Here is a 25,654-nt window from a genome sequence, read left to right as displayed (position 1 = left end):
AACACCATGCCAAACCACGACCACCAGGCGCAAGTCGCCTACATCCTCAAAGGCTTTCCGCGCACCTCGGAAACCTTTATCACCAATGAAATCCATTTATTGGAAACCTTAGGCCTCAAACTGTCGATCTTTTCGATCAAGCAACTCGAGGGCCAAAAGCACCATGCCGTGGTTGACCAGATCAAAGCGCCAGTGACTTATCTGCCGCAAGCCGACGATTTGACCGGGCGCAGCTTTTGGGTCTGGCTGAAGGAAAACCTGCCGAAATTTACGGCCAGCCACGGCCGGCTGTTCCAGAAGCGGCCAATCGCCTATCTCAGCGCTTTGCTGGAGTGTTTAAGCATGTCGATCAAATACCGCGAAAGCTGGCGGGACTTTCCGCGCACGGTATTCATTAAGGAATTTCTGCAAGCCGGGTATATCGCCGAAGCGGTGCTGCAGAATCCGGCCATTCGCCACCTCCACGCGCATTTCTGCCATGGCGCCACGACGGTCGCGATGTTCGCCAGCCGGATCAGCGGCCTGCCGTTCAGCTTTACCGCCCACGCCAAGGACATTTACCTAAGGGAATTGAATCCCGGCGATTTGCTGCAAATTAAAATGCGCCGCGCCAAATTTGCCGTGACCTGCACCGGCGCCAATCAGCAACATCTGGACGCCTGCAAAGGCAGCGATATTGCCGTGCACCGGATTTATCACGGCCTGGACACCGATTTGTTTGTGCCGGAGCCACGCGAGCAATCCGCCGCTGACTCTGTTCCAACCATTCTGTCAGTTGGGCGGCTGGTCGAGAAAAAAGGCTTTGATTATTTAGTCAGGGCCTGCGCAATGCTGCGCGACCGTGGTATCAAATTTAACTGTCGCATCGTCGGCGGCGCCGATAAATACGCGCAGGTGATCAAACAACTGATCGCCGAACTGGATTTACAAGATGTGATTAGTCTGCCCGGCGCAGTAACCCAGGAAGAACTGCGCGGTATTTACCAGCAAGGCAGCGTGTTTGCGCTGCCGTGTCTAGTGGTGGACAACGGCGACCGCGACGGCATTCCGAATGTCTTGGTCGAAGCGATGGCGATGGAAATGCCGGTCATCTCCACCGACATTTCCGGCATCCCTGAACTGATTCAAGACCAAGTCAACGGCCTGCTGGTGCCCGAGAAAAACGCCGCAGCCATGGCCGATGCCATCGAACGCTTATTAAAAGATCAGGCATTGCGCCAGCGCCTGGGCCAAGCCGCGCGGCAAACCGTCTGCCAGGATTTTAATTCCCGCCACACCACAGTGGCATTAAAAAAACTGTTCGACGCCTGTCTGGCCGGTGAAATGGTGGAAGCGCATGTCTGCTGTGCTGAACATTCTTAATACCGACCCGCGTCTGCAGGCGCTGGCGGCGCCGTATTGCGATATGACGCCGACAGACTTGCTGGCGTATTTCCATAGCCGCCAGCATGTCAGCTATTTTTCGGTAATCGACGAAGAGCAAAATACCCCGGAAAAACTGGACGGCGTATTGCGCAATCGCTTTGATTTCAACCACGAGCCTTATCAGCTTGCTGATGATTTCGATTGGCTGAGCAACCCCAGCGCCGATGTCGAATGGCAGATTCTTTTGCACAAGTTTTATTATGCAGTCGGCTTGGGCCGGCGCTTTGCAGAGACCGGCGACCTGCACTACCGCGATAAATGGCGAGTGCTGACCAGCCGTTGGATAGCTAGCGTACCCATCGATTTTCTCTCCAGCGATGTCACTGGCCGCCGTGTGCAAAACTGGATTTTTGCCTACCGTTATTTCGTTTCGTCGGTCACCCAACCGGCTATTGATGCGCAGTTTCATCTGGACTTTCTGGCCTCGCTACAACAGCAAGTTGCCTATCTATGCAACAATCTGACTCCAGCCCGCAATCATCGCACCCTGGAGCTTTACGCAATTTTCCTGGCGGCGGTGGTGTTTCCGGAATTGCGCAGTGCCGATGAATGGTTGAAATTTTCGATTGCCGAATTGCAACGCAACCTGCAAACCGACTTGCTGGCCGACGGCGTGCATTGCGAGTTATCGACCGATTATCATCACATCGTCCTGCGCAATTTTCTGGGGATTCGTAGGTTGGCGATGCTGAACGACATCGCGCTGCCGGCCGACATGGACGCTGCCATCAAAAAAGCCCTGAACTTTTGCCTGCATGCGCATAAACCCGACGGTTTTATCCCGGCCATCAGCGACGGTGACAGCGCCAATTTTCTGGACTTGCTGTGCCAAGGCCATGCGCTGTATCAAGATGAGGCGATGCTGTATGTCGCCACTGCCGGCCAACAAGGCCAAGCACCGGCGGAACCTTCGAAAACCTTTACCGCCAGCGGCTATAGCATCTTGCGCAGCGGCTGGGGCGATCAGGGCGACGCGTATCAGGACGAACGCTATTTGTTTTTCGATTGCGCGCCGCTCGGGGCCGGCAACCACGGTCATCTGGATTTACTGAATATCGAAATGGCGGCTTACGGCCGCTCGTTGATTGTCGATCCGGGCCGTTACACCTACGACGAATCCGGCGACACCAATTGGCGAGTGCTGTTTCGCGGGACCGGCTACCACAACACCGTGCAGGTGGACGGCAAAAACCAGACGCTTTACGCGCCGCATATCCGCAAATACAAGATTCAAGGCCCGGAACCGGCGCGCGAATTTAAATGCGCGCTGCACCGGCCGGGATTTGACTATCTGCACGGCATAGCCGCCAGCCATGAATACCCGGTGATTCACGAGCGCAAAATCTTGTTTATCGCTGGCGAATATTGGCTGATTTGCGATGTACTACGCGCCGAGCAAAACCACGACTACGAACTGCGGTTTCATCTGGATCCACTCGCTCAGCAACGCACGACAAACCAAGTCGATGCCGCCGGCTTGCGCGTCGATTCGCCGAACCTGCTCATGCTGCAAGCCGCGCAACCGGATACCCAATTAACGCTGGAGCCCGGCTTTGTCTCACCGAGCTACGGCAGCAAACACCCGGCACCGGTCGTCAAGTTTACTGCGCATGCCACCGACTATTGCTTTTTGACCGTGCTGTTTCCTTATCAATCGACGCCGCCGCGGCTGACACTGGAACAGCTGCCAGTCAGCCAACTCGGCCAAGCGGTCGACAATAGCATCGCCAGTGCCCTGCGGATTCACAGCCAACAGACGCACGGGGCCTATCTCGACACGCTATTCCTGGCGCATCGCGAGGGCGGCAGCTACGCGCTTGCCGATCTATACACCGATAGCGCGTTCGTATTCCGCCGTCAGGATAGTCAGGGCCGGGTGATGGCATGGCATACCGAATCGGCTGCGGCGGTAAGGGAATAAATGATGAAACCCGAATTTCGCGGGATGGATAGATCAATCTTGTCAGGCAACCCAGGCGCCGGTATAGCTGCGTTATTGCTGCCGGCGTTCGCTGCGTGGTCACCTACTGAGGTGCTGGTTCATTTTCGCCAACGCGCCGTGGATAACTATTTTCCGCTCAAACTCGGAAAAGCCAAACATGTCGCCAGCGCGGCACCTATTCTCGACAACCAATTTACTCTGAACAACGAAACCCACCGTTTAGACAGCGGATTTGACTGGCTGCATAACCCCAGCGTCGATCTGGAATGGTTGATTCTGCTGCACAAGTTTTACTACGCTCGCGATCTAGCCTTGGCCTACGACTACAGCGGCGACGAAGGTTATGCCGATAAATGGGTGGCGTTGGTCGGTTCCTGGATCAATCAAGTGCCGGAAGGGTTCGTGAACAGCCAGGTGACCGGCCGCCGCTTGCAGCAATGGCTGCTGGCTTACCATTACTTCGTGCCTAATCGAAACTGCCGAGCAATAAGCGCCGAATTTTTGCTGGCTTTTTTGCATTCGATACAGTCACAGGCGGTCTTTCTCAGCCGAAATCTAACCCCGGAAGGCAATCACCGCACCATCGAGCTGTCAGCGATTTTCACGGTTGCAATTATATTTCCGGAGCTCAGCGCCTCGGCAGAGTTACTGGCCTTTGCCCAACGCGAACTGCTGGCCAATCTACGCCAGGATTTCCTGGCCGACGGCGTACAAAAAGAGCTGTCCACCGACTATCACCATACAGTGTTGAAGAACTTTTTACGGGTTCGCGAACTGGCCGATTTAAATGGCGTGAGCTTGCCCGAGCCAGTCGATGCCGTTTTCCGTAAAGCCCTGGACTTTTCGATTTACGCCCACAAACCCGACGGTTGGTTACCGGCCATCAACGACGGCGACGTCAACAGCTACTTGTCGCTACTGGGTAAAGCCGAACGCTATTACCCCAGCGCCGCGCTGCGCTATGTGCTTAGCCAAGGCGAACAAGGCCGGCCGCCGGCGCAACGCTCGCGGCTGTTTGCCGACAGCGGTTATTGCATTCTGCGCAGCGACTGGGCCGAACGGCCTTATGCGGACGGCCGTTACCTGTTTTTCGATTGCGGCGATTTGGGTTTTGGCAGCCACGGCCATTACGACTTATTAAGTTTTGAAATGGCCGCTTTCGGCCGTTCCTTGATAGTCGATCCGGGCCGGTTTACCTATCACGAACACCCAAGCGACGATGTCAATTGGCGGTATGCGTTTAAAGGCACCGCCGCGCACAACACCGTCATGGTCGATGGCAAAGATCAAATGGCCTACCAATGCCATGAGCCGGTCGGCCCGCAACCCCATGCCGCGATAATTCGTTTTGAATCCAATCAAGGCTTTGATTTTGTGCATGGCCGCGCCCTGAGCCCCCGTTACGAAGTCGATCATCAGCGCAGCATCTTCTTTGCCGAAAACGAGTACTGGATTATCAGCGACCTGCTAAGCGGCTGTACCAGTCATCGCTACCAACAATTTTTTCATCTGCCGCCACCATGGTCAGCGCCAATTCAGTCCCTGAATAATCGGCAAGGCCAGGGCGTTTGCCTGCCTAACCTAATAATCGCGCAGGCGCCGCGTGCCGAGGTGGCGATGCGCATTGAATCGGGCTGGTTTTCGCCGGAGTATGGCGTCAAACACGCCGCGCCGGTGCTGAGTTTCAGCCAAGAGGGCGACGGTACCCGCTGGTTTCAAACCGTGCTGTACCCCTACCGGGATGACGCGCCGGACATCCGGATCGACAGCTTGCCGGTCAGCCAGTCAACGCATCCGGCAACGCCAATGCAGGCCATGGCCTTGAGTATTAGCTTAAAGACCGCCGACACGGTTTATCGCGACTGTTTTTTTGTTAGCCATCTCAACCAGCCTGCGGAATACCGCTTTGCGGATATTGTCTGCCGGGCGCGGCTGTTGTTCGTACGTCGCAATCCGCTGGGAGAGATCGTCAGCTTGCAAGCCGATGCCGCCGAAAGTCTGAGCATTGCCGGCCGCACGCTACTAAACAGCATCGCCAAACCGCTAACGTTGAATTATCGGTCAAGCCCGACCAATCCCACACTGCCAGAGGCTTGGGAGCGAGCGGCATGAATCAAGATCCGCAATATCCGCAGATGCCGACAGCATTGAATCCGACCTTGATGGGGCCTTTACTGGATTGGCTGCTGGACGGTGCAGGTAATCCAGCGTCCGGATGCGGCTGGCAGATCGGCGAAAAACGTTACAAACCGGGGAAGAGCCTACTGGTGGGGTATCGGTGGGTAGGTCAATCCGGCCATCCGCGCACCCGCTTTGCCACCGGGCGCTTATGCTCGCCTGCCGAGGTTAACCACGAGTTTGAACGGGAACTCGCTAAACGGCCGGACTTGGCAAAAGGAGCGCTGATGCTGATACAACATCCGGCCATGCTGGTATGGGCGTTTCCGTATGATCGCAAACTGCGCCATCTGCCCACGTTGCTGGACCACGCGGCGGTGGCGGTCCGCCTGCAAGCTGCCGACTTGCTTGGCACGCCTGTAGAAGGTTTGCAATCCGAGGTGTTGCATTATCTTGCCGAGCGTTCCTGCATGATTCGTTACCGCCTGCATACCGGCGAATCGGCGCAGCCGCGACTGCTGTACGCCAAAAATTATGCGGATGACGCGGGCCGCGAAACCTTTGCCGTAATGCGCCAGCTTAATGGGCCATTTAGCTGGGGCGCCGAGGCGCTGGCTTTTGACGTGGACACGCTGACGCTTTGGCAATCCCATCTGCCCGGTCAGGCTTTGACTTGGGCTGATTTGCAGGGGGATGGCGGAGATGGCTTGGTAGAGCGGATAGGACATTGCGTGGCGGACTTGCAAGCCTGTCGTATCGATACAGCAAGACGTTACACGCAAGCCGATGTGGTGCAAGGCTTGTTAGCCACGCCAACCCTGGCTGAACAAGTTCGCCCCGAATGGGCTGGGCCTATTGCCCGCTCGGTAAACAATTTGTTGGACCAAGAGCCGCGTCAAACGCCATCTGATCTGGCAACGCTGCACCACGACTTGAAACTGAATAATTTTTTGTACGACGGTCAGCGCTTGGGTTTGATCGATATGGACTGCGTATGCCTCGGCGACCCCATGCTGGATCTGGCCAGCCTGATCGCCAATATTTATTTAAACGGCATCCGCGATGCGGCCTCGATTGAATCCATCCATCCCCTGGTCAATCGCTTGGTGTTGAGTTACCAACGCTATCGTCGGCAGACGCTGAATTTGGCGGAGTTACGTTGGCAGGTTTCCGCTACGTTAATACACGAAGTGGTGCGCCGCAGTTTGCGCCAACTGGACGAAACCCGCCTCAAACAAATCAAATGCTATCTGGCGCTGAGCGATATGTACGCGGCGCGCTGTGGGCAGGCTACTGGAGCGGATGATGTACTCATCTGATCAACCACGGCGTATTTATTTGGCTCGTCACGGCCAAAGCGAATTGAATCTGCAACAACGAATTTCCGGCCAAGCTGATGCGAAATTATCCGTCAAAGGCATGCAGCAAGCTGAAGCCTTGGCGGACGTGCTGAAACAGGAAACTTTGAGCACGATATACAGCAGCAGCCTGATCCGCGCCATACAAACCGCCACACCCACCGCTGCCATGCACGGCTTGCGCATCAAGACTTTGGCGGGTCTGCGGGAAATTGGCCTGGGCATCCTGGAAGGCCGGCATGTTGATGAACGCGACCCGGAAGCCAGCCGGTTATGGGCCGCGCGGGAACAGGATAAATACGGCTTAAGCGTGCCCGATTGTGAAGCATATGCGGATTTTAGCGCGCGGGTGCTGAGCAGTCTGCAAGCCATATTGGCCGGCGGCGGTAAGGCGATATTGATCGTCGCGCATCGCAACACCAACGAAATCATCTTGAACCAGTTGTTGGGCGCCGATTTTGCCGGCGTAGCCGAAATCAACGTCAAAAACAAATATCTGTACGCCATCGATTTGCGCAGCAACGCGGAAGTGATGACGATACGCCTGGGCGGCGAACAGCATGGCCGGCGCTATGCGGGGTTGCGCACATGACTAACCCCTTGGCGCAGTTTGCCCCCTTGCTGGATGCCGATCTGATGGCCGCCGCGCTGCAACAGCATTTGCCCGAGTGCCGGTCTGGCGACTGGCAAGTGACCGGCTGCGAGATTCAGCATCCGCGTTACAAAACCTACCGGCTGGCTGAAAACCGCGAGCGCTCGTTTTTATCGCTGGTTTACCATCTGCGCGGCCGCCATCCAGCCGAAACGACCGCCGAGCAGCGCATACTTTACGCCCGTGCCTATTTAGGCAGCCGCAGCCGGCAAGCCTACAGCGAAGCGCAAGCCAACGGCGAACGGGCGATACATCTTGCAGAGCTGGACATGGTCGGCTGGCGCTTTCCGGACGATCCGGCGATGCCCTGGCTGGCGGAGTTGATGGACAGTCGGCAGATTGCCGATTTAGGACAACGGCCAATATCGGCTATCGAGATCGTCAATTACCGGCCGGAAATTCGCTGCATGGCACGATATTGCTTCGCCGCTAGCGAAACTGAACCGGCGCGGGTGGTATACGGCAAAACTTATGCCGATCAGCGCGGCCAGACGGTTTATCAAAATCTGGGTTTGCTGCAACAGCAGCCGTCTTCAGGCGCTGACTTTGTCATGCCCCAGGCGCTGGCTTACGCTGCCAACTGCCGGACCCTGTGGTTGGACGGCTTACCAGGCCTAGCGTTGGCGACGATGGAGTTTACGACCGACGTTGTAGAAAAAATCCCGGCTCTGGCCGCCGCGCTTGCCGCATTTCACCGGCTTACACCGCCACCCTCGCTGCCCAGCATAAGCTTGACGCAACATCTGCAAGAGTGGCGCAAGAAAGCCGACAAATTGAGCGCGGCTTATCCCGCGCTGCAAGCCAAGTTGACAGCCTTGTTAAGCGAACTGCGCCAAACTCGCCCGGAGTTTGCAACTCTGGGCTTGCTCCATGGCGATTTTCACATCGATCAATTACTGGTGTTGGCAGACGGCCGTTTGGCGCTATTCGATTACGACGAATTGGCGCTGGGCGACCCGTTGCAGGATTTGGCCAATTTCGCGGCGGATTTATACAACTATCCCTATCCGCTTGCCGCGATAGACCAACTGGTTCAGCAACTGTTTACCCACTATGCGGCCGCCAATTCCGGCCAAACCGATCCGCAACGCTTTGTCTGGCATCTGCGCGGGCAGTTGCTGACCCGCGCTTACCGTTGCTTCATCCAGCAAAAGCCCGAGGCACCGCAACGGGTCGCCGATTTTATGGCGCTGGCTTTGCGTCCCTGGCCGCTGGCCGACTGAATTCACCGGGAAAATTGCTTATGACTGAACAAACGCAATCGAACAGCCGCTTCAGACAAATCGTGTGGGCGCATCTGCGCCGGGTCCGCGGCAGTATCGTCGCGGCCATTGTCTGCATTCTTGGTTCCACCCTGACCAGCCTGATCGTGCCGTGGCCGCTGAAGCTGATTTTCGATCATGTGTTGCTGAATCATCCGTTGCCGGCCCATCTGGCCGCCGCGCAACCGCTGTTGCACGGCGGTAGCGAACAAGCGTTATGGATCCTGTGCGGCAGCATGGTGCTGATTGCTTTGTGCAAAGGCGTGTTTTCCTATTACCAATTGTTTCTGACCTCGCGCATCGGCTATTTGCTGGTCTACACCTTGCGCAGCGAATTGTTCGACCATTTGCAACGCCTGTCGCTGGCCTTTCACAGCAGTACGCCGTCCGGCGAATTGCTGAATAAACTGACCAGCGATACCAACACTTTGAAAGACGTCTACGCCGACTCAGCGTTAACCTTCACCACCCACGTCCTGACCGTGCTGGGTATGTTCGCCATTATGTTCAGCCTGAGCGTGAAACTGAGTTTGATCGTGCTGGCCAGCTTTCCGCTGCTCTGTATGGCTATCGTGCTGATTTATCGCCGGGTCAAGCGCTCGGCGCGCAAGCAACGCCATAACGAAGGCCGTTTGGCATCGCGGGTCAGCGAACTGTTGAACGCGGTGCCGTTGGTGCAAACCTACGGCATGGAAGATGTCGAGCGCGAGCGTTTCGATGTCGAGAGTAGCCAGTCGATGACCGAAAGCGTGCGTACCGCGCGCATCGAGGCCGGGGCGACGCGGATGATCGAAATCATCAGCGCCATCGGCACCGGCATCGTGGTGTTATTCGGTTGTTTGCAAGTGTTCGACGGCGTGCTGACGCCCGGCGACGTGTTGGTATTTAGTTCGTACATCGCCCAGATGTACCAACCGATTCGGCAAATCACCCGTTTGTCGACGCGTTTTTCCAAGGCCAGCGTCAGCATCGAACGCATCAGCGAAATTCTGGATACCGAGCCCGACATTCAGGACTCACCGGATGCCATAGTGCCCAGCGGCTTGCGCGGTGAAATCGAGTTTAACAATGTTTCGTTCGGCTATCCGACCGGCAAACCCATCCTGCGGGATGTTTCATTTCATATTCAACCGGGCGAGCGGGTGGCGTTGGTTGGCGCGTCCGGGGCCGGCAAATCCACCATCGCCCGCTTGCTGATTCGACTTTACGATCCGCAACAGGGCGTTGTGCGCATCGACGGCATCGAAGTTGACCGCTATCAACGCGCCGGCCTGCGCCGGGAAATCGGCGTGGTGTTGCAGGATTCGATACTGTTCGGCACCAGCATTCGCGAGAACATTGGTTACGGCAGCCCGGATGCCACGATTGAAGACATCGAAGCCGCCGCGCGTCTGGTGCATGCCGACGCATTCATCCGCAATCTGCCGGACGGTTATGACACGGTGTTGGGCGAGAGCGGCGGCAATCTGTCCGGCGGCCAAAAACAACGCTTGTGTCTGGCGCGGGCTTTGTTGCGCCAATCCTCGATTCTGATTCTGGACGAGCCGACTTCCGCAGTGGATGCCCAGTCTCAAGCACTGATCCGCGATGCCATCGATCAGCTACACGGTGGTAAAACCGTGCTGGTGATCGCTCATCAATTTCACACCATTCGCCATTTCGACCGGATTTTAGTGTTGAAGCAAGGCGTAATTGTCGAGCAAGGCAGCCACGAAGCTTTGATGCAGATGGGTGGCCATTATCACGAACTGTATAAACTCCAACACGGGTTGCGTGCCGCATGAACCACTACAAACCGCGCTTACTGCTGTATTGCCAGCATTCACTGGGTATGGGCCATTGGGTCAGAGCCATGACTTTGGCGAACGCTTTGAGCCGCGAATTTCGGGTGACATTTCTGAATGGCGGGCGGGCTCCTGATCACCGGGCCACCGTTGCCGATTTGGATATGTTGAATCTGCCGCCTCTGGGCATGGGCGAGGATCATCAGTTGTATAGCCAGGATGACCGTTACAGCGTTAAGGAAGCGCTGGCGTTGCGCCGGCAATTGATACTCGATACCTATGCCTTACTCAGGCCGGACGTGGTATTGATTGAATTATTCCCGTTCGGCCGCAAGAAATTGGCCGGCGAGTTGCTGCCGCTGTTAAAGGCCGCGCGCCGGGATAAGCAGGCTCGGCCGTTGGTGTTGTGCAGTCTGCGCGACATCATGGTCAACGCCCGCAAGGATCAAAGCCGTCACGACGAACGCGCCCGCTGGCTAACCGACCGCTATTTCGATGGCCTGTTGGTGCACGCCGATCCCAGGTTTGCCCGTTTGGAAGACAGTTTTAAGCCGCGTCATCCCTTGCAAACCCCACTGCTGTACACCGGTTTTGTCGCTCCCGGTCGCGTGCCGACCGCGATCAAACCGCCACGGCGCGGCGTGTTGGTCTCAGCCGGTGGCGGCATGGTCGGCGCGCCGTTGTTTCAAGCGGCGATTCAGGCCCATGTCATCAATTGGCCGGCTGAAACATTACCGATGACCATCGTCGCCGGGCCGTTTTTACCGGAAGCGGATTGGCAGGTTTTGGTGACACAGGCCCAAGGTATTGAGGGTTTGACATTAGTGCGTTCGGTACCGGCCATGCAGCCCTTGTTGGAGGCACACAGGCTGTCGGTGAGCCAATGTGGTTACAACACGGTGATGGACATTCTGGAATCGCGTACCCCAGCGCTGGTGGTGCCGTTCGTGCGCGGTCAGGAAGACGAGCAGATCCAAAGGGCGCAAAAGTTAGCCGAATTGGGCTTGGTCGAAATGCTGAATCCAGCCGAACTGACCGGCCAACGCTTGGCCGAGCGGATTTTGCAGTTAAGGGATTTCTCCCCCAATCCCGCCGGCCTCGATTTGGCTGGGGCCGACACCACCGTAGGCCTGATTCAGGAATTGCTGACAGGCAAACATCGCTCGCACAGAGAATCGCTGCCGCAGGAGTATGCCCATGCTTCCTGATTGGCTTAGACCTGTGCGCACGGCGTTGGACGCTCGAGAACAGGCCACCGAGGTGTTCTTTCGCGACGACGACGCCGGTTGGGATGATGATCGGCTTTATGCATTGCTGGACTGCTTTCGGGATTGCCATACGCCCATCGATCTTGCGGTGATTCCCGAGGCGCTTAGCCTGTCGTTGGCAGACTCGTTACTGGAACGTTGGCGGCGAAATCCAATTCTGTTGGGCTTGCATCAACACGGCTACAGCCATCACAACCATGAAAACCAGGGCCGCAAATGCGAGTTTGGCGTCAGCCGCAGCGAACAGCAGCAATTTAAGGATTTGTTGGCTGGCAAACAACAGCTTGAGTGTTTGTTCGGGTCGGCCCTGGACAGCATCTTCACGCCGCCCTGGAACCGTTGCAGCCAAGCCACGGCTGACAGCCTGATCAAACTGGGTTTTCAAGCCCTGTCGCGCAATCAAGGCGCCACGCCACTCCATACAGGAAGATTACGGGAAATTCCGGTGGCTATCGATTGGTGCGGGATCAGAATCAAATCCGCGCAGCCCTGGATGGCGCTGGGCCAAGCCATAGCAGATGCGTTGCATCCGGCGCATTCGTTACCACTCGGCATCATGTTGCACCACGCCGTGATGGACGGTGACGACCTTGAGCACCTGCAAGCCGTATTGCAGTTATTGCGCGAACATCCCAATACACGCTGCGGTTTGATGCGCGAATTTCTAGACGGTACAAAAGCGCTTGATGCGCGGTTGCGTGTGTGTTCGCTTGAGTCCCAGGCTGTGTTGGCAGCTATGCGTTCCTATCTCAATTAACCAAATGACTGATTTGCCCCGCTTTCATGAGCTTTAATTCCTTCAAACTAAAAACCGGAAAATCCGCATTGCTGGCCGGCGGCGCCTTGCTGAGTTTATCCGTACTTGCAGAGACCACTAACGGGCAAATGGCTGCGACCAAGCCCAATGACAATGCCTTTCGTCAGGACAACGGCGATGCGGTTAGAAAAGAACCGCTACGTATCAATCCTGGGGATAAACGGCCAGCCGATCAGTTTAAGGTCGATGTCTTCGGTCACCCTTTGACCATCGGTGGCGCTTACGAACTCGAACCGCGCTACGTGGAAGACCGACGGCTGGACCCGCGCCGCGACGACGACGTGGCCAATGTCTATCAAGACTTGAAGCTGGAGTTGTTTTACCAGTGGTCGAAATCGGTTTCTTTTTTTGTGCAGTCCGATGTGTATTATGACCCGGAGGTCTATACCGAGAGCGGTTTGGATCAATACGAGGCCGGCATCAAACTGACCCAGGCCTGGTTGTTCGTCCATCAACTGTTCGATTCCGAATATAGTTTGCAAGTCGGCAGGCAACGTATCGCCGACAAACGCCAGTGGTGGTGGAACGACGAACTGGATGCGGCGCGAATTTACTACGGCGAGAATACGCTGTTTGCCGAATTGGCGATTGCCAAAGAATTGGGCTCGAAACAGTCGGACCAGGATTTCATCGATCCGGTCAGCGACCGGGTGGTACGGTTGATGGGCGACATGGTCTGGCAATGGGACCCCAAGCAAAATTTATCCTTGTTTTTTCTCAGCCAGTTCGACAATTCCGACAACCAACGCCCCGGCGATTTGATCCGCGCCAATCGTAAAGACGCCAGCGACGGCGATTTAAATTGGTTCGGCGGCCGGGCGATGGGCAAATTCAAAATCGAGCACGTCGGCAAGATCGGCTATTGGCTCGATTCGGCATTCGTGTTTGGTGAAGAGACTACCCAAACCTTTACCGACATTAACAGCACTTTCTCCCGAGTCAGAGCGCAAAAACCCGAGCACGTCGCAGCCTGGGGAATGGACGCCGGCATCACCTGGTACAGCAACCTGTTCCTTGAACCCTATGTCTCGCTGGGCTACGCATACGGCTCCGGCGACAGCAATCCCAACGACGGCACCAATAGTGCTTATCGGCAATCCGGAATCCATAACAACAAGATCAAATTATCCGGTAGCCAGCGCTTTCGTTATTACGGTGAGTTATTTCGGCCGGAATTATCGAATTTAAACATCATGACTGCCGCATTGGGCTTTCCTATTTCCGAGCAAAGCTCTATCGATTTGCTCTACCACCACTACGAACAGGCCACGCCGTCGGCGGTGATTCGCGATTCACGCATTCGCGCCACGCCCAACGGCCGCAACGGCACGCTGGGCGACGAGTTCGATTTGGTACTGTCATTGGACGAATGGAAGCATTTGCAGGTGCAATTCGCCGGTTCGGTCTTCATGGCCGGCCCGGCGTTCGGCGCGTTGGAAGGCAATAATTCCTTTCAGCTCGACCTGACCTTTAAATACAGCTTTTAGCGGCTTGTTTGCCATGCGCGCAAAGCGCCGCAAAATTCTGTTTTATTGCCAAAGCCTGGTTGGCCTGGGGCATTTGACCAGCAGCCTTCTGGTGATCCGTGAGTTATCGGCTTACGCCGATGTGGACTTGATCCACGGCGGCCAAGGCCTACAGCAGATGCCGGAATTGCCGGGATTTCGGCATCTGCGTTTGCCGACCATTTTGATCGATAGCACCAACGACGAACTTTATGCGCCGGACAGCGATGAGCCCATCGAACGTACCTGGGCCAAACGCGCGGCGGCTATCGAGCAGTTTGTAAACTGGCCTTACGATGCGGTAATGGTCGAATTTTTCCCGTTCGGCCGGCGCCGCTTGAAACAAGAGATTCTGGGTTTATTTGCCAAGGTCAGACAGCGCTGCGGGGCGATTCCGATTTTTTGTTTTGTGCGGGAAATTCTGGTGCCGGCAGCGCTGGACGCAGAAAGGCGCATGGTCAAACTGGTGCGGGAGCATATCCATACCGTGTTTGTGCGCGGCGATCCGAATATTGTCCGCTTCGAGGAAACCTTTAGCCTGACCACCGAAATTGCCGACCGTTTGGTTTACGTGGGCTACGTCAGCCCGCCACCGCCAACAAGCTGGCCAGTACGACGAAACCGGATAGTGGTCAGCCAGGGCGGCGGCGAAATCGGTAAATCGCTGTTGCGCGCCGCGATCCGGACCGCGCCGCTGCTGCCGGAATATCAGTTTTTAGTGATTACCAGCTCCCGAGCTTCGGCAACGGAAATCGCTGAATTGCAAGCTTTGGTCGCCAGCCCGAATGTACAAGTCGTCTCGTTCTTGCACAACTTCCAGGAAAATTTACAAGCCGCCGCGTTGTCGATCAGCCTGGGCGGAGATAATACCTTGATGGACGTGATCAGCACCCGCACGCCGGCGTTGGCGTATCCTTACGCCGGCAATAGCGAGCAAGGTTTGCGGATCGAGAAACTGGCCGCTAAGGGCTTTGTGTTGCCGTTGACGGAAATGGATCTGGTGCCCGAGAGGCTAAGTACCAAGATAATGGAAACGATAAACCAAACTTATCCGCAACAGGCCATAGCGATTAACGGCGCGGCAGAGATTGGTCGGCGAATAAGGGCGATTCTTGACTGTGGATTTTGTAAAGACTAGTGCGTGCGTTCCGGAGAGGCGAGGGCGGTGCTCGAATCCAGCAAATTGGCGGTCGATGCGTCGTTCCCCAGCCGGCGTTTGATGTCCGCCGTTTTCCAGTTCGGATGCAATTGCAACAGCAAAGCGGCCATGCCTGCCACGTGCGGCGTGGCGAAGGAACTGCCGTTCATAAAGTCGTAGGCTTGGTGCGGCACGGTGGTCAGAATGTCTTTACCAGGCGCGGCGATGTGCTGGTGGTTGCCGTTGTTTTCCTGACCAACGGCTATCACACCGGCGATGTTGGCCGGGAAACCACCGCTTTGGTCCTGGCTAGGGACTGCCGCAACCACGATAATGCCTTTGGTCAACGCTTTCTCGATTAACTGCTGCACTAAAGGATCTTCGGGGCCGCTCAGGCTTAGATTGATGATATGGCTATTCATTCTGATAGCTTGATTTAAGGCCAAAGCCAAGGTAAAGCTGTTGCAATGTGCCGCCAACGAGTTGGGTTTCTCCGGCCAGCAAGCCCGAAATGCCAAGATTTCCGCCTCGGGGGCTATGCCGGCTATGCCTATGCCATTGTTGGGATGAGCGGATAATACCCCAGCTACCGCCGTACCGTGAATATCGGCCAAATTGTGATCGCCGGGTTCCGGCGCGGTGTTTTCCGAATACTTGATCCGGCCTCGTAAGTCCGGGTGCTCGGTATCTACGCCGGTATCAATCAAGGCAATGCGCACGCCCCGGCCGGTGGTGGTGCGGTGCAAATCGGCTATGCCGAGGACGTTGAAGCCGGTCTGTAAATGCAGATAAGGGTCGCTGTAGGTTTGAGTCGGCGCAACTTGTTTACCTAAAACCTGGAAACTATGCATTTGCTGGACGGACGACACGTCGCTGTCCTGTTGCAACTCCGCTATTGCCTGTTGCACGGGCAGGGTGTCCGGTACTTCATACACCACGCAGCTGACGCCCAAGGTCGTCACCGGCCACTGCGCGACGAACTGCAAATGATGGCGCTCGGCCAGTTCCTGCGCAATATGTTCGCTCCAGCCGGAATTGCCATATTGCCCCCGCAAACGATAACCGTCCAAGGTATTGGCCGGCAACGCGCGATCGATGCTGCGGTCGGTAAAGGTGACCAGCAGACGCCGCTCTTCCGCAGTGTTGCTGTCGCCCAGCCGCGATAAATCGCTGGTACTCGCGCAGGCGCTAAGCAGCCCGATCAAGCAAATAAACAGATTTAAGCGCACTAATTTCATGATCGGTTACGGTTGTAAAATCGGTTCGGCCAGTATCACATCCTGTCGGCTGCGGAGCAATGCCAAGGCGCCGGCCATGTCGGCATCGGGCTTGCCGGTGGCGATTTTGACAGTATAGGCGCCGACGCTGTTCGGTCCATCTACCCGTATCCCGTCAATTTGGCTAAGCGCGGCGTCTATGTCTTTTTCCATCAGATTCTTTGCAAATACCACACGTATCTGACCGGTCGCACCGGCGTCCGGTTTGGCTGCTGACAGCGTGTGATAATCGGTGGTATTGGCGGGGTGCAGGTACTGCACGGCAGCCGGTAGTGTAACCAATAACAAGGATGCGGCAATAGCCAGACCTTTACCGGTATTGCTGGCGATTCGCCAAAATCCCTGGCCCGCGCTGAATGGTTTTATATTGCCGCCACCCAGTTGTTCGCTTGGGATGTCGGTCTGTTTGCTACGCGGGACTTGACTGGCTGTTTGCATTTTGGCACGCAGGCCGGCAAAAGAGGCTTCAGCGGCTATGTCCAGATCGGCTGCTTGTTGCACGGCTGCCGCAAGTTTTTGCAAAGTTAGTAGTTCGCGTCTGCAGACTAGGCAGCTTTTTAAATGTTGGTCTACCTGTTGGCGTTCGTTAACTGTCAGGCTTTGATTGACATACCAGGGCAGTAACAACACGATGTCCGAATGGGAAGTAGTAGATGAGGAAATCTGTGAGTTCATGGCCTTATTTCTCCTGTGCGTCGGCAAAAACCTGCAGTTTCCTGCGGGCATGAAACATGCGGGTTTTGACGGTATTTTCCGGGCAATCCAGGATTCTGGCGACATCCTGGTAAGACAAGCCGTGGTAAAAGGTTAATTCGATGACGGCGCGTTGGTCCGGCGGTAAAGTGGCAATTGCATAGTTTAAGCAATCTTGGTTTTCCCAATTATTCGCTGGATTTGCGCTTGGATCGCCGATAGTTTCTATCAAGAAGTCGATATCGACATCGTTGTCGCGCCGGGCGCTTTTGGCCATGGCTTTCAAGGTTTTGTGATAGGCGATGCCGAATACCCAGGTGGAAATTTTGCTCTCATGGTTGAAGCCGTGCGGTTTTTCCCAAACCACCAGCAAGGTCTCCTGTATTAATTCCTCTACCGCTTCGGGCTGGCGCATCATGCGCAAGATGAAACGAAACAACCTTGGATAGTAATTTTTGTAGAAGGCTTCGAACGCGGCGGTATCGCCTTCGCCGATACGTTGCAGCAGGGCGTACTCGTCCGAGCCGATTTGGGGCTGTTCGGGCATGGGTGGTTGATGTAAGTTAGGGACTAAACGCAGCATGGCTCAAACCTAGGTTCCGGTGATTTTAGCGTGGTGTGCGAGTGTATTCCGCGGCGACGCCCGAAGGTTCAAAGGCGGGAAATTTATTTAAAATCCGGCGGTCACGGAGATTAAAAACTTGTTGTCCTGTAAGCGTGGATAAAACTCGTGGTGATGGGTATCTTCGTGATGATTGTCCAGATGAACGTCAGCGTAGCGTAAGTCTAGTGCCAGATTGTGGGTGATGAACCAGGAGACCCCGGCATTCCAATAAAAATAATCCTCATCCAATAGTTTGTTGGCTTGGTAGTAGCCCAATCCCGTTGAAAATTGCAGGTTGTCGAGAATGTCGCGGCGATATTTGAGTTCGTAATTCATGACAGTTACGTCGCGCCGATAGGCGTTAGGTGCAACCGATACTGTGCCGCTGAGCCAGTCCTGATAGTGTAGGGATGCGTAAAATTCGGCGTAATCGGCATATTTCCCAAAAATCTTGCCGTCGAACAGATAGCCGGTTACCGAGAGTTCAGTCCGCCAGTCATGATTTAACGGCAAGCTCCAACCCAGATAGGGTTTTATTTCGAGATCGGCATGGTTTTTATAGCGACGGTCGTCGAAGCTGACTTGTGAAACGCCTACGCCGCCGAACCAGCCCATAGCGTCCTGGTAATCGATATGCGCCTGAGCCAGCGGGGTGCCGCGATTCTTGGAATAGCCCCTGTATAAGTAATCGCTGAGAAACGCTAGTTCGCCATGCCATTCCGCTTGAGCGCAAGTTAAAACCGAGGATACGCCGAAAATTCCTATGGGGATTGCAAACACGCCTTTGCGGAAGATTTTATCTGTGTCCATGGCTGGGTAGTTTGAGATTTATGCGGGCATTGTCAGTGATTGGCTGTCAGTATAGAACTACCCTTTTGTGCATTATTTCCTAGTCGGCTTGAACCTTCAACAAACTTGAGGGATGTGTGGTGAATTGATCAACTTATTTAAAAAACTGCGGATACCGGCAACCGTACCAGTTGGTTACATACAGATAGTGGCGGATGGGTGTTTTAATTAACAATAGCAGCAGCCCTATCGAATATAGACACCATACGGCAGCCCATTCGTTCATATCGTTGGTAGTCAAATAGGCCAACAGCGGGCCGGTCGTGAAATGATACAACACCAGTTTCCATGAGCCGTAAAGCAATGGCATCAAAAAGGCAGCGTATACGTAACTGTTAGCCATCTGAATACTGCCGCTGGCCGGTATGGCCCAGGCAATATGCCATTGTCCGGATGTTGAGCAAATTTCCGTGCCGCAAAAGGGCATTAAGAATTTGAGTTGAGTACCCGGTAGAAATTGATAGTAGTGGTCAAAACAAAAACTGCTCCATTGGAACGGATAAATTCGCATCATAAAAACAGTGGCCGCTGCAAAGCACAAGATATAGACAAACGGCGCGATGCGTTTTCGTGACGGTTCCGGGATGAAATGCATGCTTACTGCGTTGACAAAAAACGGTTGAAACGCAATGTGCATATATCCCAAAAACGTAGCAATCTGGTTGTTCGGATTTAGGCATTGGTCTATCACCGAATAGGTATAGGCCTGTAGTAATTCCATCAGGGAGAAGTAGGCCAGTGCCAGGCATAAGACCTGGGATTCGCCGCGCCGATAAAAAAAAGCAGTGCTCGCAAAGCCGGTTAAGGCAAGCGCGGCCGATGCTTCGCCACTCCAACACATAATTCCCCCTGGGAATAATCTAGGATCGGGTAAACTGCGATCCAGTGTCGGAGTTTGAAAAGGGTATAAGAGTAACGCCTGGCAGATGCCGAGGGGCTTTAAGGCTCTGTGTTGCCGACTTTTGCTTTTTGGGCTTGGTCGTGAAGAGGTTGCCTTGGGGGTTTAACCTAAGGCGTGATCGCGCGAAGAAAATGACGCAAATGTTGCAGTCGATACGTTGTGATTCCACAATATTTTTGCAGAATATTTGCGCATTCTAATGGCTTTGTGAGGGTTTATGACAAAAATTTTCCGGGAACTGACAAGGTCGGTAAGCACCCGAGACAACTTTGGGTGCTAAGCGCGTATCGATTGGTTCTGAGTTTTGGATTGGGACGGGCTGTCGCATCGGCAAGCAGGCAAGCAGGCAAGCAGGCAAGCAGGTAAGCAGGCTTTGGAAATAACTTGTTTTGGTGGTTATACGTGCTTTAAAGTCTTGGAAAATCAACAGTTTGAAGTCGCGCTATCCTGGTGTGTGCAATCTCGTTATGAGAAAAACTTATGCTGACCCTGTAGGTAATGCTTCGACGGCTTCTGGCTGTTTCCGCCGTTGCGCTTTTAATTTGCTTGCCTGTTCGGCATCTGCTTTTGTTACTTGGCCGGCCGGCATTCCTTGCAAATCCACTCTGACGGCATCTTCTGTCAGGCAATCCCAGTATCGATGTCCCCAACACCAGGCCTTCAGTGCGGTGCGGAGTTGGTTTTTATCTGCACCGAGTTGATCGGCATGGGCCAGGATGTCTTTGTGGATGCCTATTTTTAAGGGCAGTTTGGCAGCGGGTTTTTTGGGAAACGCCAAGGGAAAATTCTTTTGCAGCAAGCCGATAATGGCGACTAGCGCGTCAGCTTTGCCGGTCTTCTTGATAGGCGATTTCTCCGCTATCTTTTTTTCTCGTTTTACCGGTTTATTGGCAGCTGCTTGCTTGGCAAGTTCATCTCTAAGCGCTGCTAGTTCTTCAAATCCCATAATGTATCCACACTTTTATCAAGGAATAAAAAGCAGATTGTACATCGGGAAACATCAAGCCAATAGTGCAATCGAATTTTGGTGCGCTCGGCTAACAATTTCTTAGATAAATAACATAGCGTTCGGCACTTTATCGGGTGCTGCCGGGATTTTTCCTGAGAACCGACTTAAGTGTTTGCGGAATGCTTATTGTGGTAATTTGCGCTCAGTGGGCTGCCGCATAGCGGTTGCTGAGTAAAATTACTATCGACGGGACAGTGCTTTATCATGATTGAGAACGACATATCCGCAGTTAAAACGTATTTGCTGAAGTTGCAAGATCGAATTTGCACGGCTTTAGAGGCGGAAGAACCCTCCGCGCGCTTCATGGAAGATGCCTGGGAACGCGCCGAAGGTGGTGGCGGGCGTTCGCGGGTGTTGGCGAATGGCGAGGTATTTGAACAAGGCGGGGTTAATTTTTCGCACGTGTTTGGCAGTCATTTGCCGCCGTCGGCAACCGCCAAACGGCCGGAGCTAGCCAATCGGCAATTTGAAGCGATGGGCGTGTCCCTGGTGATGCATCCTCGCAATCCCTATGTGCCGACCTCGCACGCCAATGTGCGGTTTTTTATCGCCAAAAAAGACGTTGAGCCGGCTATTTGGTGGTTTGGTGGTGGTTTCGATTTGACGCCGTTTTATCCTTTCCAAGAAGACGTGTTGCATTGGCATCAAGTGGCGCGTCAGGCTTGTCTGCCGTTTGGTGAGGATGTGTATCCACGTTATAAAAAGTGGTGCGATGAATATTTCTTTTTAAAGCACCGCAACGAAACTCGTGGCGTCGGCGGGTTGTTTTTCGACGATTTGAACGAGCCCGATTTTGCTCAAGCTTTTGCATTTATGCAGAGTGTTGGCGATCACTACCTGGATGCCTATTTGCCCATCGTGCAAAAGCGTAAAGACACGGTCTATGGCGAGCGGGAGCGTAATTTTCAATTGTATCGGCGTGGGCGTTATGTCGAGTTTAATTTGGTGTACGACAGGGGGACTTTATTCGGGCTGCAATCTGGCGGGCGGACCGAATCGATTTTGATGTCCATGCCTCCAGTCGCGCACTGGCAATACAATTGGCAGCCTGAATCAGGTAGTCCGGAAGCCCGGTTATACGACACATTTTTACGTCCACAAAACTGGCTGGGAATTTAGGCGGAAATTGGTTAGTAACAGTGCTTTGGAATGTCTTGGCAAGATTTGTTCGCAAGGTTTTCTTTTCAGTGAAGCGTGTTGGGTCTTTTTTTGGATAGTTAGCTAAAGTTCACAAAATTTCTGCCGCTAAAAAAAACGGCATGGTTGTAATCGCCAAAATATAGGAAGTGATTTGAATCTGTCCTGTCTTTGGCTGTCCGCCATTTGTTTTTATGCAGCGTCAAGGTGAATCTAATGACTACGATCAATTCATTGACAACATCATTGTATGTATCGCAAACCACCATCAGCATATCCAGCACCAAAAGTACGCACAACGATGACGATCAAGAGCGTCCGGCGGTAAGCGGGAGAGGGGAGAAGCATGGACGCCATCACGGTGGCGGCGCGTTTATGCAAAACGTCGTGAAAACCCTGCAAAGTTTTGGGTTGAATATTCCTGGCAGCAATAACGATTCGGCCGCCGATGACGCCACTGAGAGCAACGCTGGCGGCAGTCAAAATAACTCATCCAATCTTGGGCAATTGTTGCAGACCTTTTTGCAGGATTTAAGGCAGGTATTGAAACAAAGCGGTGTGCAGCAACCAGCTACAGCGGCGCAAGGCGATGCAAGTGCCGCTCAAACGCCGCAAAAGCAGGTCGCATCGGCCGCGACTACACCGACGCCTGCAACAACGAGTAGGGCGCAAACCGGACAAACAACGGCTGCGACACCGTCAACTAGCGTAACGAATAATGCGGGTACGCAAGCAACGACGACCAACGGATCTGCAACGACCACACCTACTGCCGCGCCACGCGCAACTGTTGCCGATGTACGCCAAGCGTTGCACAGCTTCTTGCACGATTTGCGTCAGGCTTTGAAATACAGTGCTGATCGTCGTCACGGCTCCGACGATGACGGTCGACATAGCGACAAAGCGGTAGGTCGAAATGGCTATGGTAAATTCACCAATAATTTGCAAAATTTGATCGCGGCTTTGGGTGATGCTGCCGGTGAAACTAGTGGCAAATATAAAGAATTGCAAGATAGTTTTAACGATCTAGTGAATGTGTTGGGAACTCCGGCGAATGGTAAAAAACCGACTTTGTTGGAGTTTCTAAACAAGTTGTCAGGTAATCGTGAGAGTAACACTCCGGCCTCTGTTGCTAAGGGCTCTATATTAACTGCTACAGCTTGAACCGTTGTTGCTATAGAAAAAGCTTGCATAAGTAGTTTAGATCGTTATAATGCGCGGCTCGAACGATAGACTTTAGGCGCGTAGCTCAGTTGGTTAGAGCACCACCTTGACATGGTGGGGGTCGGTGGTTCGAGTCCACTCGCGCCTACCAAAACATAAAGCACCGCATGACGGTGCTTTTTTTATTGTGGAATCGAAAATGCCTGTAATCACTTTGCCCGACGGCTCTCAGCGTCAATTCGACCAAGCGGTATCTGTAATGGATGTGGCCCTGTCTATTGGTACGGGTCTGGCTAAAGCGACGTTGGCAGGTAAAGTAAATGGCAAATTGGTAGATGCCAGCACGTTGATAGATTCCGATGCGAGTTTGCAAATCGTCACTGCCAAGGACGAGGAGGGTGTTGATGTGATCCGCCACTCCACAGCGCATTTGCTGGCTCAGGCTGTCAAACAATTATTCCCCTCAGCGCAGGTAACCATCGGTCCAGTGATAGAAAACGGTTTCTATTACGACTTTGCCTTTGAGCGCTCCTTTACGCCCGATGATCTGGCAGCTATTGAGAAGAAAATGGCGGAACTGGTTGCGCAAGATATTGCCATTAGCCGCTCGCTGTTGTCGCGCGATGCAGCCGTAAAGTTTTTTGAAGGTTTAGGCGAGAAATACAAAGCTGAAATTATCGCTTCGATTCCCGCCAATGAAGATTTGTCTTTATACCAACAAGGCGACTTTACCGACTTGTGCCGCGGTCCGCATGTGCCCAGCACCGGCAAATTAAAAGCGTTTAAATTGATGAAAATTGCCGGCGCCTATTGGCGCGGCGATTCCAAGAACGAAATGCTGCAACGCATTTATGGTACTGCCTGGGGCGATGCTAAGGAATTAGCCGCTTATCTGCATCGTCTGGAAGAAGCTGAAAAGCGCGATCATCGTAAAATTGGCAAGGCCCTGGATTTGTTTCATACCCAGGAAGAAGCGCCGGGCATGGTGTTCTGGCACGACAAGGGTTGGACCATATATCAGCAGATTGAGCAATACGTGCGCGAGAAATTGCGCGTCAATGGCTATGGCGAAGTCAAAACCCCGCAAATCGTTGATCGCACGCTGTGGGAAAAATCCGGCCACTGGGATAAGTTCAGCGCGATGATGTTTACCACTAATTCGGAAAACCGCGATTACGCAGTCAAGCCGATGAATTGTCCGTGCCATATCCAGATTTATAACCAAGGCATTAAGAGTTACCGGGATTTGCCGGTGCGTCTGGCCGAATTTGGCTCTTGCCACCGCAACGAACCATCAGGCACCCTGCATGGTTTGATGCGTGTCCGGAACTTCGTGCAGGACGATGCGCATATCTTTTGTACCGAGGACCAGATTCAATCGGAAGTCTCCACCTTTATCGATCTGTTGTTTGAGGTTTACAAAGATTTCGGTTTCGAGGAAGTGATTATCAAACTGTCAACTCGTCCGGAAAATCGAGTCGGCGACGATGCCGTCTGGGATAAGGCGGAAAGCGCGCTGGAATTGGCCTTGAACAATAAAGGCCTGGATTGGCAATTGCAGCCGGGCGAAGGTGCTTTCTACGGTCCTAAAATAGAGTTTTCCTTGAAAGATTGTATAGGTCGGGTCTGGCAATGCGGTACTATACAAGTCGATTTCTCGATGCCGGAAAGGCTGGATGCCTCGTATATAGGCGAAGATAGCGCCAGGCATGTGCCGGTAATGTTGCATAGGGCAATACTGGGCTCCTTGGAGCGTTTCATCGGAATTTTGATCGAGCAATATGCCGGAACTTTTCCGCTATGGTTGGCGCCAGTGCAGGTGATGGTGATGAATATCACCGACCGCCATGCCGATTATGCGGAGCAGGTGCGGCGAGAACTTGAAAAACAAGGTCTTAGAGTCAAAATTGACTTGAGAAACGAGAAGATAGGCTTTAAAATCCGCGAGCATTCCATGCAGCGAGTGCCGTATCTTTTGATTATCGGCGACAAGGAATTAGAAACTCGGACTGTTAGTGTACGCACACAACAGGGCGAGGATCTAGGAAGTCTGTCAATTGGCGAACTTGGCGAACGCTTGAGGAACCAGATTGCGGATCGAAAATAATAACAACTTGGAGGACTAGGGTATCAGCTCAAAAAAAGATGCAACGCGCTTAAATACCGAAATTACCGCCAGGCGGGTTCGGGTAGTAGGCGCTGAAGGTGAACAAGTCGGGGTTGTTTCAATAAACGAAGCGTTACAGCTCGCCTACGATGCAAATATGGATCTGGTCGAAATATCGCCCAATGCCGATCCGCCGGTTTGCAAAGTCATGGACTTCGGCAAATACCAGTTTGAGTTAAACAAAAAACTGCAAGCCGCCAAGAAAAAGCAAAAACAAATCCAGATCAAGGAAATCAAGTTTAGGCCCGGTACCGAAGAAGGCGATTACCAGGTCAAGCTGCGCAGCCTGATCAAATTTCTAAACGAAGGCGACAAAACCAAGATCACCGTGCGTTTTAAAGGCCGTGAGTTAACTCATCGCGAGTTGGGCATGGACTTGTTGAAACGTATCGAAACCGATCTGGAAGAAATGGCCATAGTCGAGCAATTTCCGAAATTGGAAGGCCGGCAAATGGTCATGGTGATGGGCCCGAAGAAAAAGAAATAACTCAATCACACGGTTTTAGCCGTTTTTTAAAACGGCAAGGCGATTCAGGAACGAATCGGTTAAAGGATGCTTTTGTGTCCGGAAATTCAATGGGGCC

At 53.6% G+C, this 25,654-nt stretch carries 21 protein-coding genes and 1 tRNA gene; 16 read left to right on the top strand and 6 right to left on the bottom strand.

The window, feature by feature from the left end; genetic code table 11:
- Positions 1-6 precede the first annotated feature (6 nt).
- The 11 genes from ACMXD4_RS13795 to ACMXD4_RS13745 are packed head-to-tail and all read left to right on the top strand — an operon-like array spanning position 7 to position 15,269.
- Entirely contained in the window at positions 7-1,362 is a 1,356-nt protein-coding gene (locus ACMXD4_RS13795; protein ID WP_415878461.1) for a glycosyltransferase family 4 protein, read from the top strand.
- Positions 1,337-3,346, top strand: coding sequence for a heparinase II/III family protein (locus tag ACMXD4_RS13790; protein ID WP_415878460.1), 2,010 nt, complete (start codon positions 1,337-1,339; stop codon positions 3,344-3,346). The genes ACMXD4_RS13795 and ACMXD4_RS13790 overlap by 26 nt, the downstream gene beginning before the upstream one ends.
- Entirely contained in the window at positions 3,347-5,479 is a 2,133-nt protein-coding gene (locus tag ACMXD4_RS13785; protein ID WP_415878459.1) for an alginate lyase family protein, read from the top strand.
- Positions 5,476-6,804, top strand: coding sequence for a phosphotransferase (locus ACMXD4_RS13780; protein ID WP_415878458.1), 1,329 nt, complete (start codon positions 5,476-5,478; stop codon positions 6,802-6,804). Before ACMXD4_RS13785 ends, ACMXD4_RS13780 begins: the two co-directional genes overlap by 4 nt.
- Positions 6,788-7,435, top strand: coding sequence for a histidine phosphatase family protein (locus ACMXD4_RS13775; protein ID WP_415878457.1), 648 nt, complete (start codon positions 6,788-6,790; stop codon positions 7,433-7,435). The genes ACMXD4_RS13780 and ACMXD4_RS13775 overlap by 17 nt, the downstream gene beginning before the upstream one ends.
- Positions 7,432-8,718, top strand: a complete 1,287-nt coding sequence (locus ACMXD4_RS13770) for a phosphotransferase family protein (RefSeq protein ID WP_415878456.1) — start codon at positions 7,432-7,434, stop codon at positions 8,716-8,718. The genes ACMXD4_RS13775 and ACMXD4_RS13770 overlap by 4 nt, the downstream gene beginning before the upstream one ends.
- A 20-nt stretch (positions 8,719-8,738) precedes the next feature.
- Positions 8,739-10,541 carry an ABC transporter ATP-binding protein gene (locus ACMXD4_RS13765; protein ID WP_415878455.1) on the top strand — a complete coding sequence of 601 codons (1,803 nt, stop codon included), beginning with the start codon at positions 8,739-8,741 and terminating at the stop codon, positions 10,539-10,541.
- Positions 10,538-11,749, top strand: coding sequence for a glycosyltransferase family protein (locus ACMXD4_RS13760; protein WP_415878454.1), 1,212 nt, complete (start codon positions 10,538-10,540; stop codon positions 11,747-11,749). Before ACMXD4_RS13765 ends, ACMXD4_RS13760 begins: the two co-directional genes overlap by 4 nt.
- Positions 11,739-12,566 (top strand): hypothetical protein, encoded by an 828-nt coding sequence (locus tag ACMXD4_RS13755; RefSeq protein ID WP_415878453.1) that lies wholly within the window; start codon positions 11,739-11,741, stop codon positions 12,564-12,566. Before ACMXD4_RS13760 ends, ACMXD4_RS13755 begins: the two co-directional genes overlap by 11 nt.
- A 26-nt stretch (positions 12,567-12,592) precedes the next feature.
- Positions 12,593-14,113: an alginate export family protein gene (locus tag ACMXD4_RS13750; protein ID WP_415878452.1), complete on the top strand. Its 1,521-nt coding sequence runs from the start codon at positions 12,593-12,595 to the stop codon at positions 14,111-14,113.
- Between the two features lie 13 nt (positions 14,114-14,126).
- A complete protein-coding gene (locus ACMXD4_RS13745) occupies positions 14,127-15,269 on the top strand; it encodes a glycosyltransferase family protein (RefSeq protein ID WP_415878451.1) in 1,143 nt (380 codons plus the stop codon).
- Here ACMXD4_RS13745 and ACMXD4_RS13740 read toward each other — a convergent pair.
- The 6 genes from ACMXD4_RS13740 to ACMXD4_RS13715 form a co-directional block, all read right to left on the bottom strand.
- The gene (locus ACMXD4_RS13740; protein ID WP_415878450.1) at positions 15,266-16,507 is read right to left on the bottom strand and encodes a S8 family peptidase; all 1,242 of its coding nucleotides are present in this window, start codon (positions 16,505-16,507) and stop codon (positions 15,266-15,268) included. The two genes, ACMXD4_RS13745 and ACMXD4_RS13740, sit on opposite strands and share 4 nt — an antisense overlap.
- A gap of 6 nt (positions 16,508-16,513) precedes the next feature.
- Complete coding sequence (locus tag ACMXD4_RS13735) at positions 16,514-17,221, bottom strand: anti-sigma factor family protein (protein ID WP_415878449.1); 708 nt, start codon at positions 17,219-17,221, stop codon at positions 16,514-16,516.
- 4 nt (positions 17,222-17,225) lie between these two features.
- Positions 17,226-17,786, bottom strand: coding sequence for an RNA polymerase sigma factor (locus ACMXD4_RS13730; RefSeq protein ID WP_415878448.1), 561 nt, complete (start codon positions 17,784-17,786; stop codon positions 17,226-17,228).
- Positions 17,787-17,909: 123 nt separating this feature from the next.
- Positions 17,910-18,653, bottom strand: coding sequence for a TorF family putative porin (locus tag ACMXD4_RS13725; RefSeq protein WP_415878447.1), 744 nt, complete (start codon positions 18,651-18,653; stop codon positions 17,910-17,912).
- Positions 18,654-18,786: 133 nt separating this feature from the next.
- Positions 18,787-19,533: a DUF5765 domain-containing protein gene (locus tag ACMXD4_RS13720; protein ID WP_171695009.1), complete on the bottom strand. Its 747-nt coding sequence runs from the start codon at positions 19,531-19,533 to the stop codon at positions 18,787-18,789.
- Positions 19,534-20,071: 538 nt separating this feature from the next.
- Complete coding sequence (locus ACMXD4_RS13715) at positions 20,072-20,539, bottom strand: ProQ/FinO family protein (RefSeq protein ID WP_033158021.1); 468 nt, start codon at positions 20,537-20,539, stop codon at positions 20,072-20,074.
- Between the two features lie 267 nt (positions 20,540-20,806).
- Here ACMXD4_RS13715 and hemF point away from each other — a divergent pair, with 267 nt between their 5' ends.
- From hemF to infC, 5 genes are all read left to right on the top strand, one after another.
- Positions 20,807-21,721 (top strand): oxygen-dependent coproporphyrinogen oxidase, encoded by a 915-nt coding sequence (gene hemF, locus ACMXD4_RS13710; RefSeq protein WP_415878446.1) that lies wholly within the window; start codon positions 20,807-20,809, stop codon positions 21,719-21,721.
- A 234-nt stretch (positions 21,722-21,955) separates the two neighbouring features.
- Positions 21,956-22,903: a hypothetical protein gene (locus ACMXD4_RS13705; protein WP_415878445.1), complete on the top strand. Its 948-nt coding sequence runs from the start codon at positions 21,956-21,958 to the stop codon at positions 22,901-22,903.
- Between the two features lie 74 nt (positions 22,904-22,977).
- A tRNA-Val gene (locus ACMXD4_RS13700) sits at positions 22,978-23,054 on the top strand.
- Positions 23,055-23,102: 48 nt separating this feature from the next.
- Positions 23,103-25,010, top strand: a complete 1,908-nt coding sequence (thrS, locus tag ACMXD4_RS13695) for a threonine--tRNA ligase (protein ID WP_415878444.1) — start codon at positions 23,103-23,105, stop codon at positions 25,008-25,010.
- Between the two features lie 22 nt (positions 25,011-25,032).
- Entirely contained in the window at positions 25,033-25,557 is a 525-nt protein-coding gene (infC, locus tag ACMXD4_RS13690) for a translation initiation factor IF-3 (RefSeq protein WP_081607885.1), read from the top strand.
- The last annotated feature ends 97 nt before the right edge of the window (positions 25,558-25,654 follow it).

This window comes from Methylomonas sp. TEB, assembly GCF_047777895.1.
GTDB lineage: Bacteria > Pseudomonadota > Gammaproteobacteria > Methylococcales > Methylomonadaceae > Methylomonas.
This window is presented reverse-complemented; position numbering and strand designations above follow the sequence as displayed.

What these genes read in the sequence shown, in the direction of transcription:
- ACMXD4_RS13795 (WP_415878461.1), top strand. Translation starts at nt 7, where the DNA reads ATGCCAAACCACGACCACCAGGCGCAAGTCGCCTACATCCTCAAAGGC.
- ACMXD4_RS13790 (WP_415878460.1), top strand. Translation starts at nt 1,337, where the DNA reads ATGTCTGCTGTGCTGAACATTCTTAATACCGACCCGCGTCTGCAGGCG.
- ACMXD4_RS13785 (WP_415878459.1), top strand. Translation starts at nt 3,347, where the DNA reads ATGATGAAACCCGAATTTCGCGGGATGGATAGATCAATCTTGTCAGGC.
- ACMXD4_RS13780 (WP_415878458.1), top strand. Translation starts at nt 5,476, where the DNA reads ATGAATCAAGATCCGCAATATCCGCAGATGCCGACAGCATTGAATCCG.
- ACMXD4_RS13775 (WP_415878457.1), top strand. Translation starts at nt 6,788, where the DNA reads ATGATGTACTCATCTGATCAACCACGGCGTATTTATTTGGCTCGTCAC.
- ACMXD4_RS13770 (WP_415878456.1), top strand. Translation starts at nt 7,432, where the DNA reads ATGACTAACCCCTTGGCGCAGTTTGCCCCCTTGCTGGATGCCGATCTG.
- ACMXD4_RS13765 (WP_415878455.1), top strand. Translation starts at nt 8,739, where the DNA reads ATGACTGAACAAACGCAATCGAACAGCCGCTTCAGACAAATCGTGTGG.
- ACMXD4_RS13760 (WP_415878454.1), top strand. Translation starts at nt 10,538, where the DNA reads ATGAACCACTACAAACCGCGCTTACTGCTGTATTGCCAGCATTCACTG.
- ACMXD4_RS13755 (WP_415878453.1), top strand. Translation starts at nt 11,739, where the DNA reads ATGCTTCCTGATTGGCTTAGACCTGTGCGCACGGCGTTGGACGCTCGA.
- ACMXD4_RS13750 (WP_415878452.1), top strand. Translation starts at nt 12,593, where the DNA reads ATGAGCTTTAATTCCTTCAAACTAAAAACCGGAAAATCCGCATTGCTG.
- ACMXD4_RS13745 (WP_415878451.1), top strand. Translation starts at nt 14,127, where the DNA reads ATGCGCGCAAAGCGCCGCAAAATTCTGTTTTATTGCCAAAGCCTGGTT.
- ACMXD4_RS13740 (WP_415878450.1), bottom strand. Translation starts at nt 16,507, where the DNA reads ATGAAATTAGTGCGCTTAAATCTGTTTATTTGCTTGATCGGGCTGCTT.
- ACMXD4_RS13735 (WP_415878449.1), bottom strand. Translation starts at nt 17,221, where the DNA reads ATGAACTCACAGATTTCCTCATCTACTACTTCCCATTCGGACATCGTG.
- ACMXD4_RS13730 (WP_415878448.1), bottom strand. Translation starts at nt 17,786, where the DNA reads ATGCCCGAACAGCCCCAAATCGGCTCGGACGAGTACGCCCTGCTGCAA.
- ACMXD4_RS13725 (WP_415878447.1), bottom strand. Translation starts at nt 18,653, where the DNA reads ATGGACACAGATAAAATCTTCCGCAAAGGCGTGTTTGCAATCCCCATA.
- ACMXD4_RS13720 (WP_171695009.1), bottom strand. Translation starts at nt 19,533, where the DNA reads ATGTGTTGGAGTGGCGAAGCATCGGCCGCGCTTGCCTTAACCGGCTTT.
- ACMXD4_RS13715 (WP_033158021.1), bottom strand. Translation starts at nt 20,539, where the DNA reads ATGGGATTTGAAGAACTAGCAGCGCTTAGAGATGAACTTGCCAAGCAA.
- hemF (WP_415878446.1), top strand. Translation starts at nt 20,807, where the DNA reads ATGATTGAGAACGACATATCCGCAGTTAAAACGTATTTGCTGAAGTTG.
- ACMXD4_RS13705 (WP_415878445.1), top strand. Translation starts at nt 21,956, where the DNA reads ATGACTACGATCAATTCATTGACAACATCATTGTATGTATCGCAAACC.
- thrS (WP_415878444.1), top strand. Translation starts at nt 23,103, where the DNA reads ATGCCTGTAATCACTTTGCCCGACGGCTCTCAGCGTCAATTCGACCAA.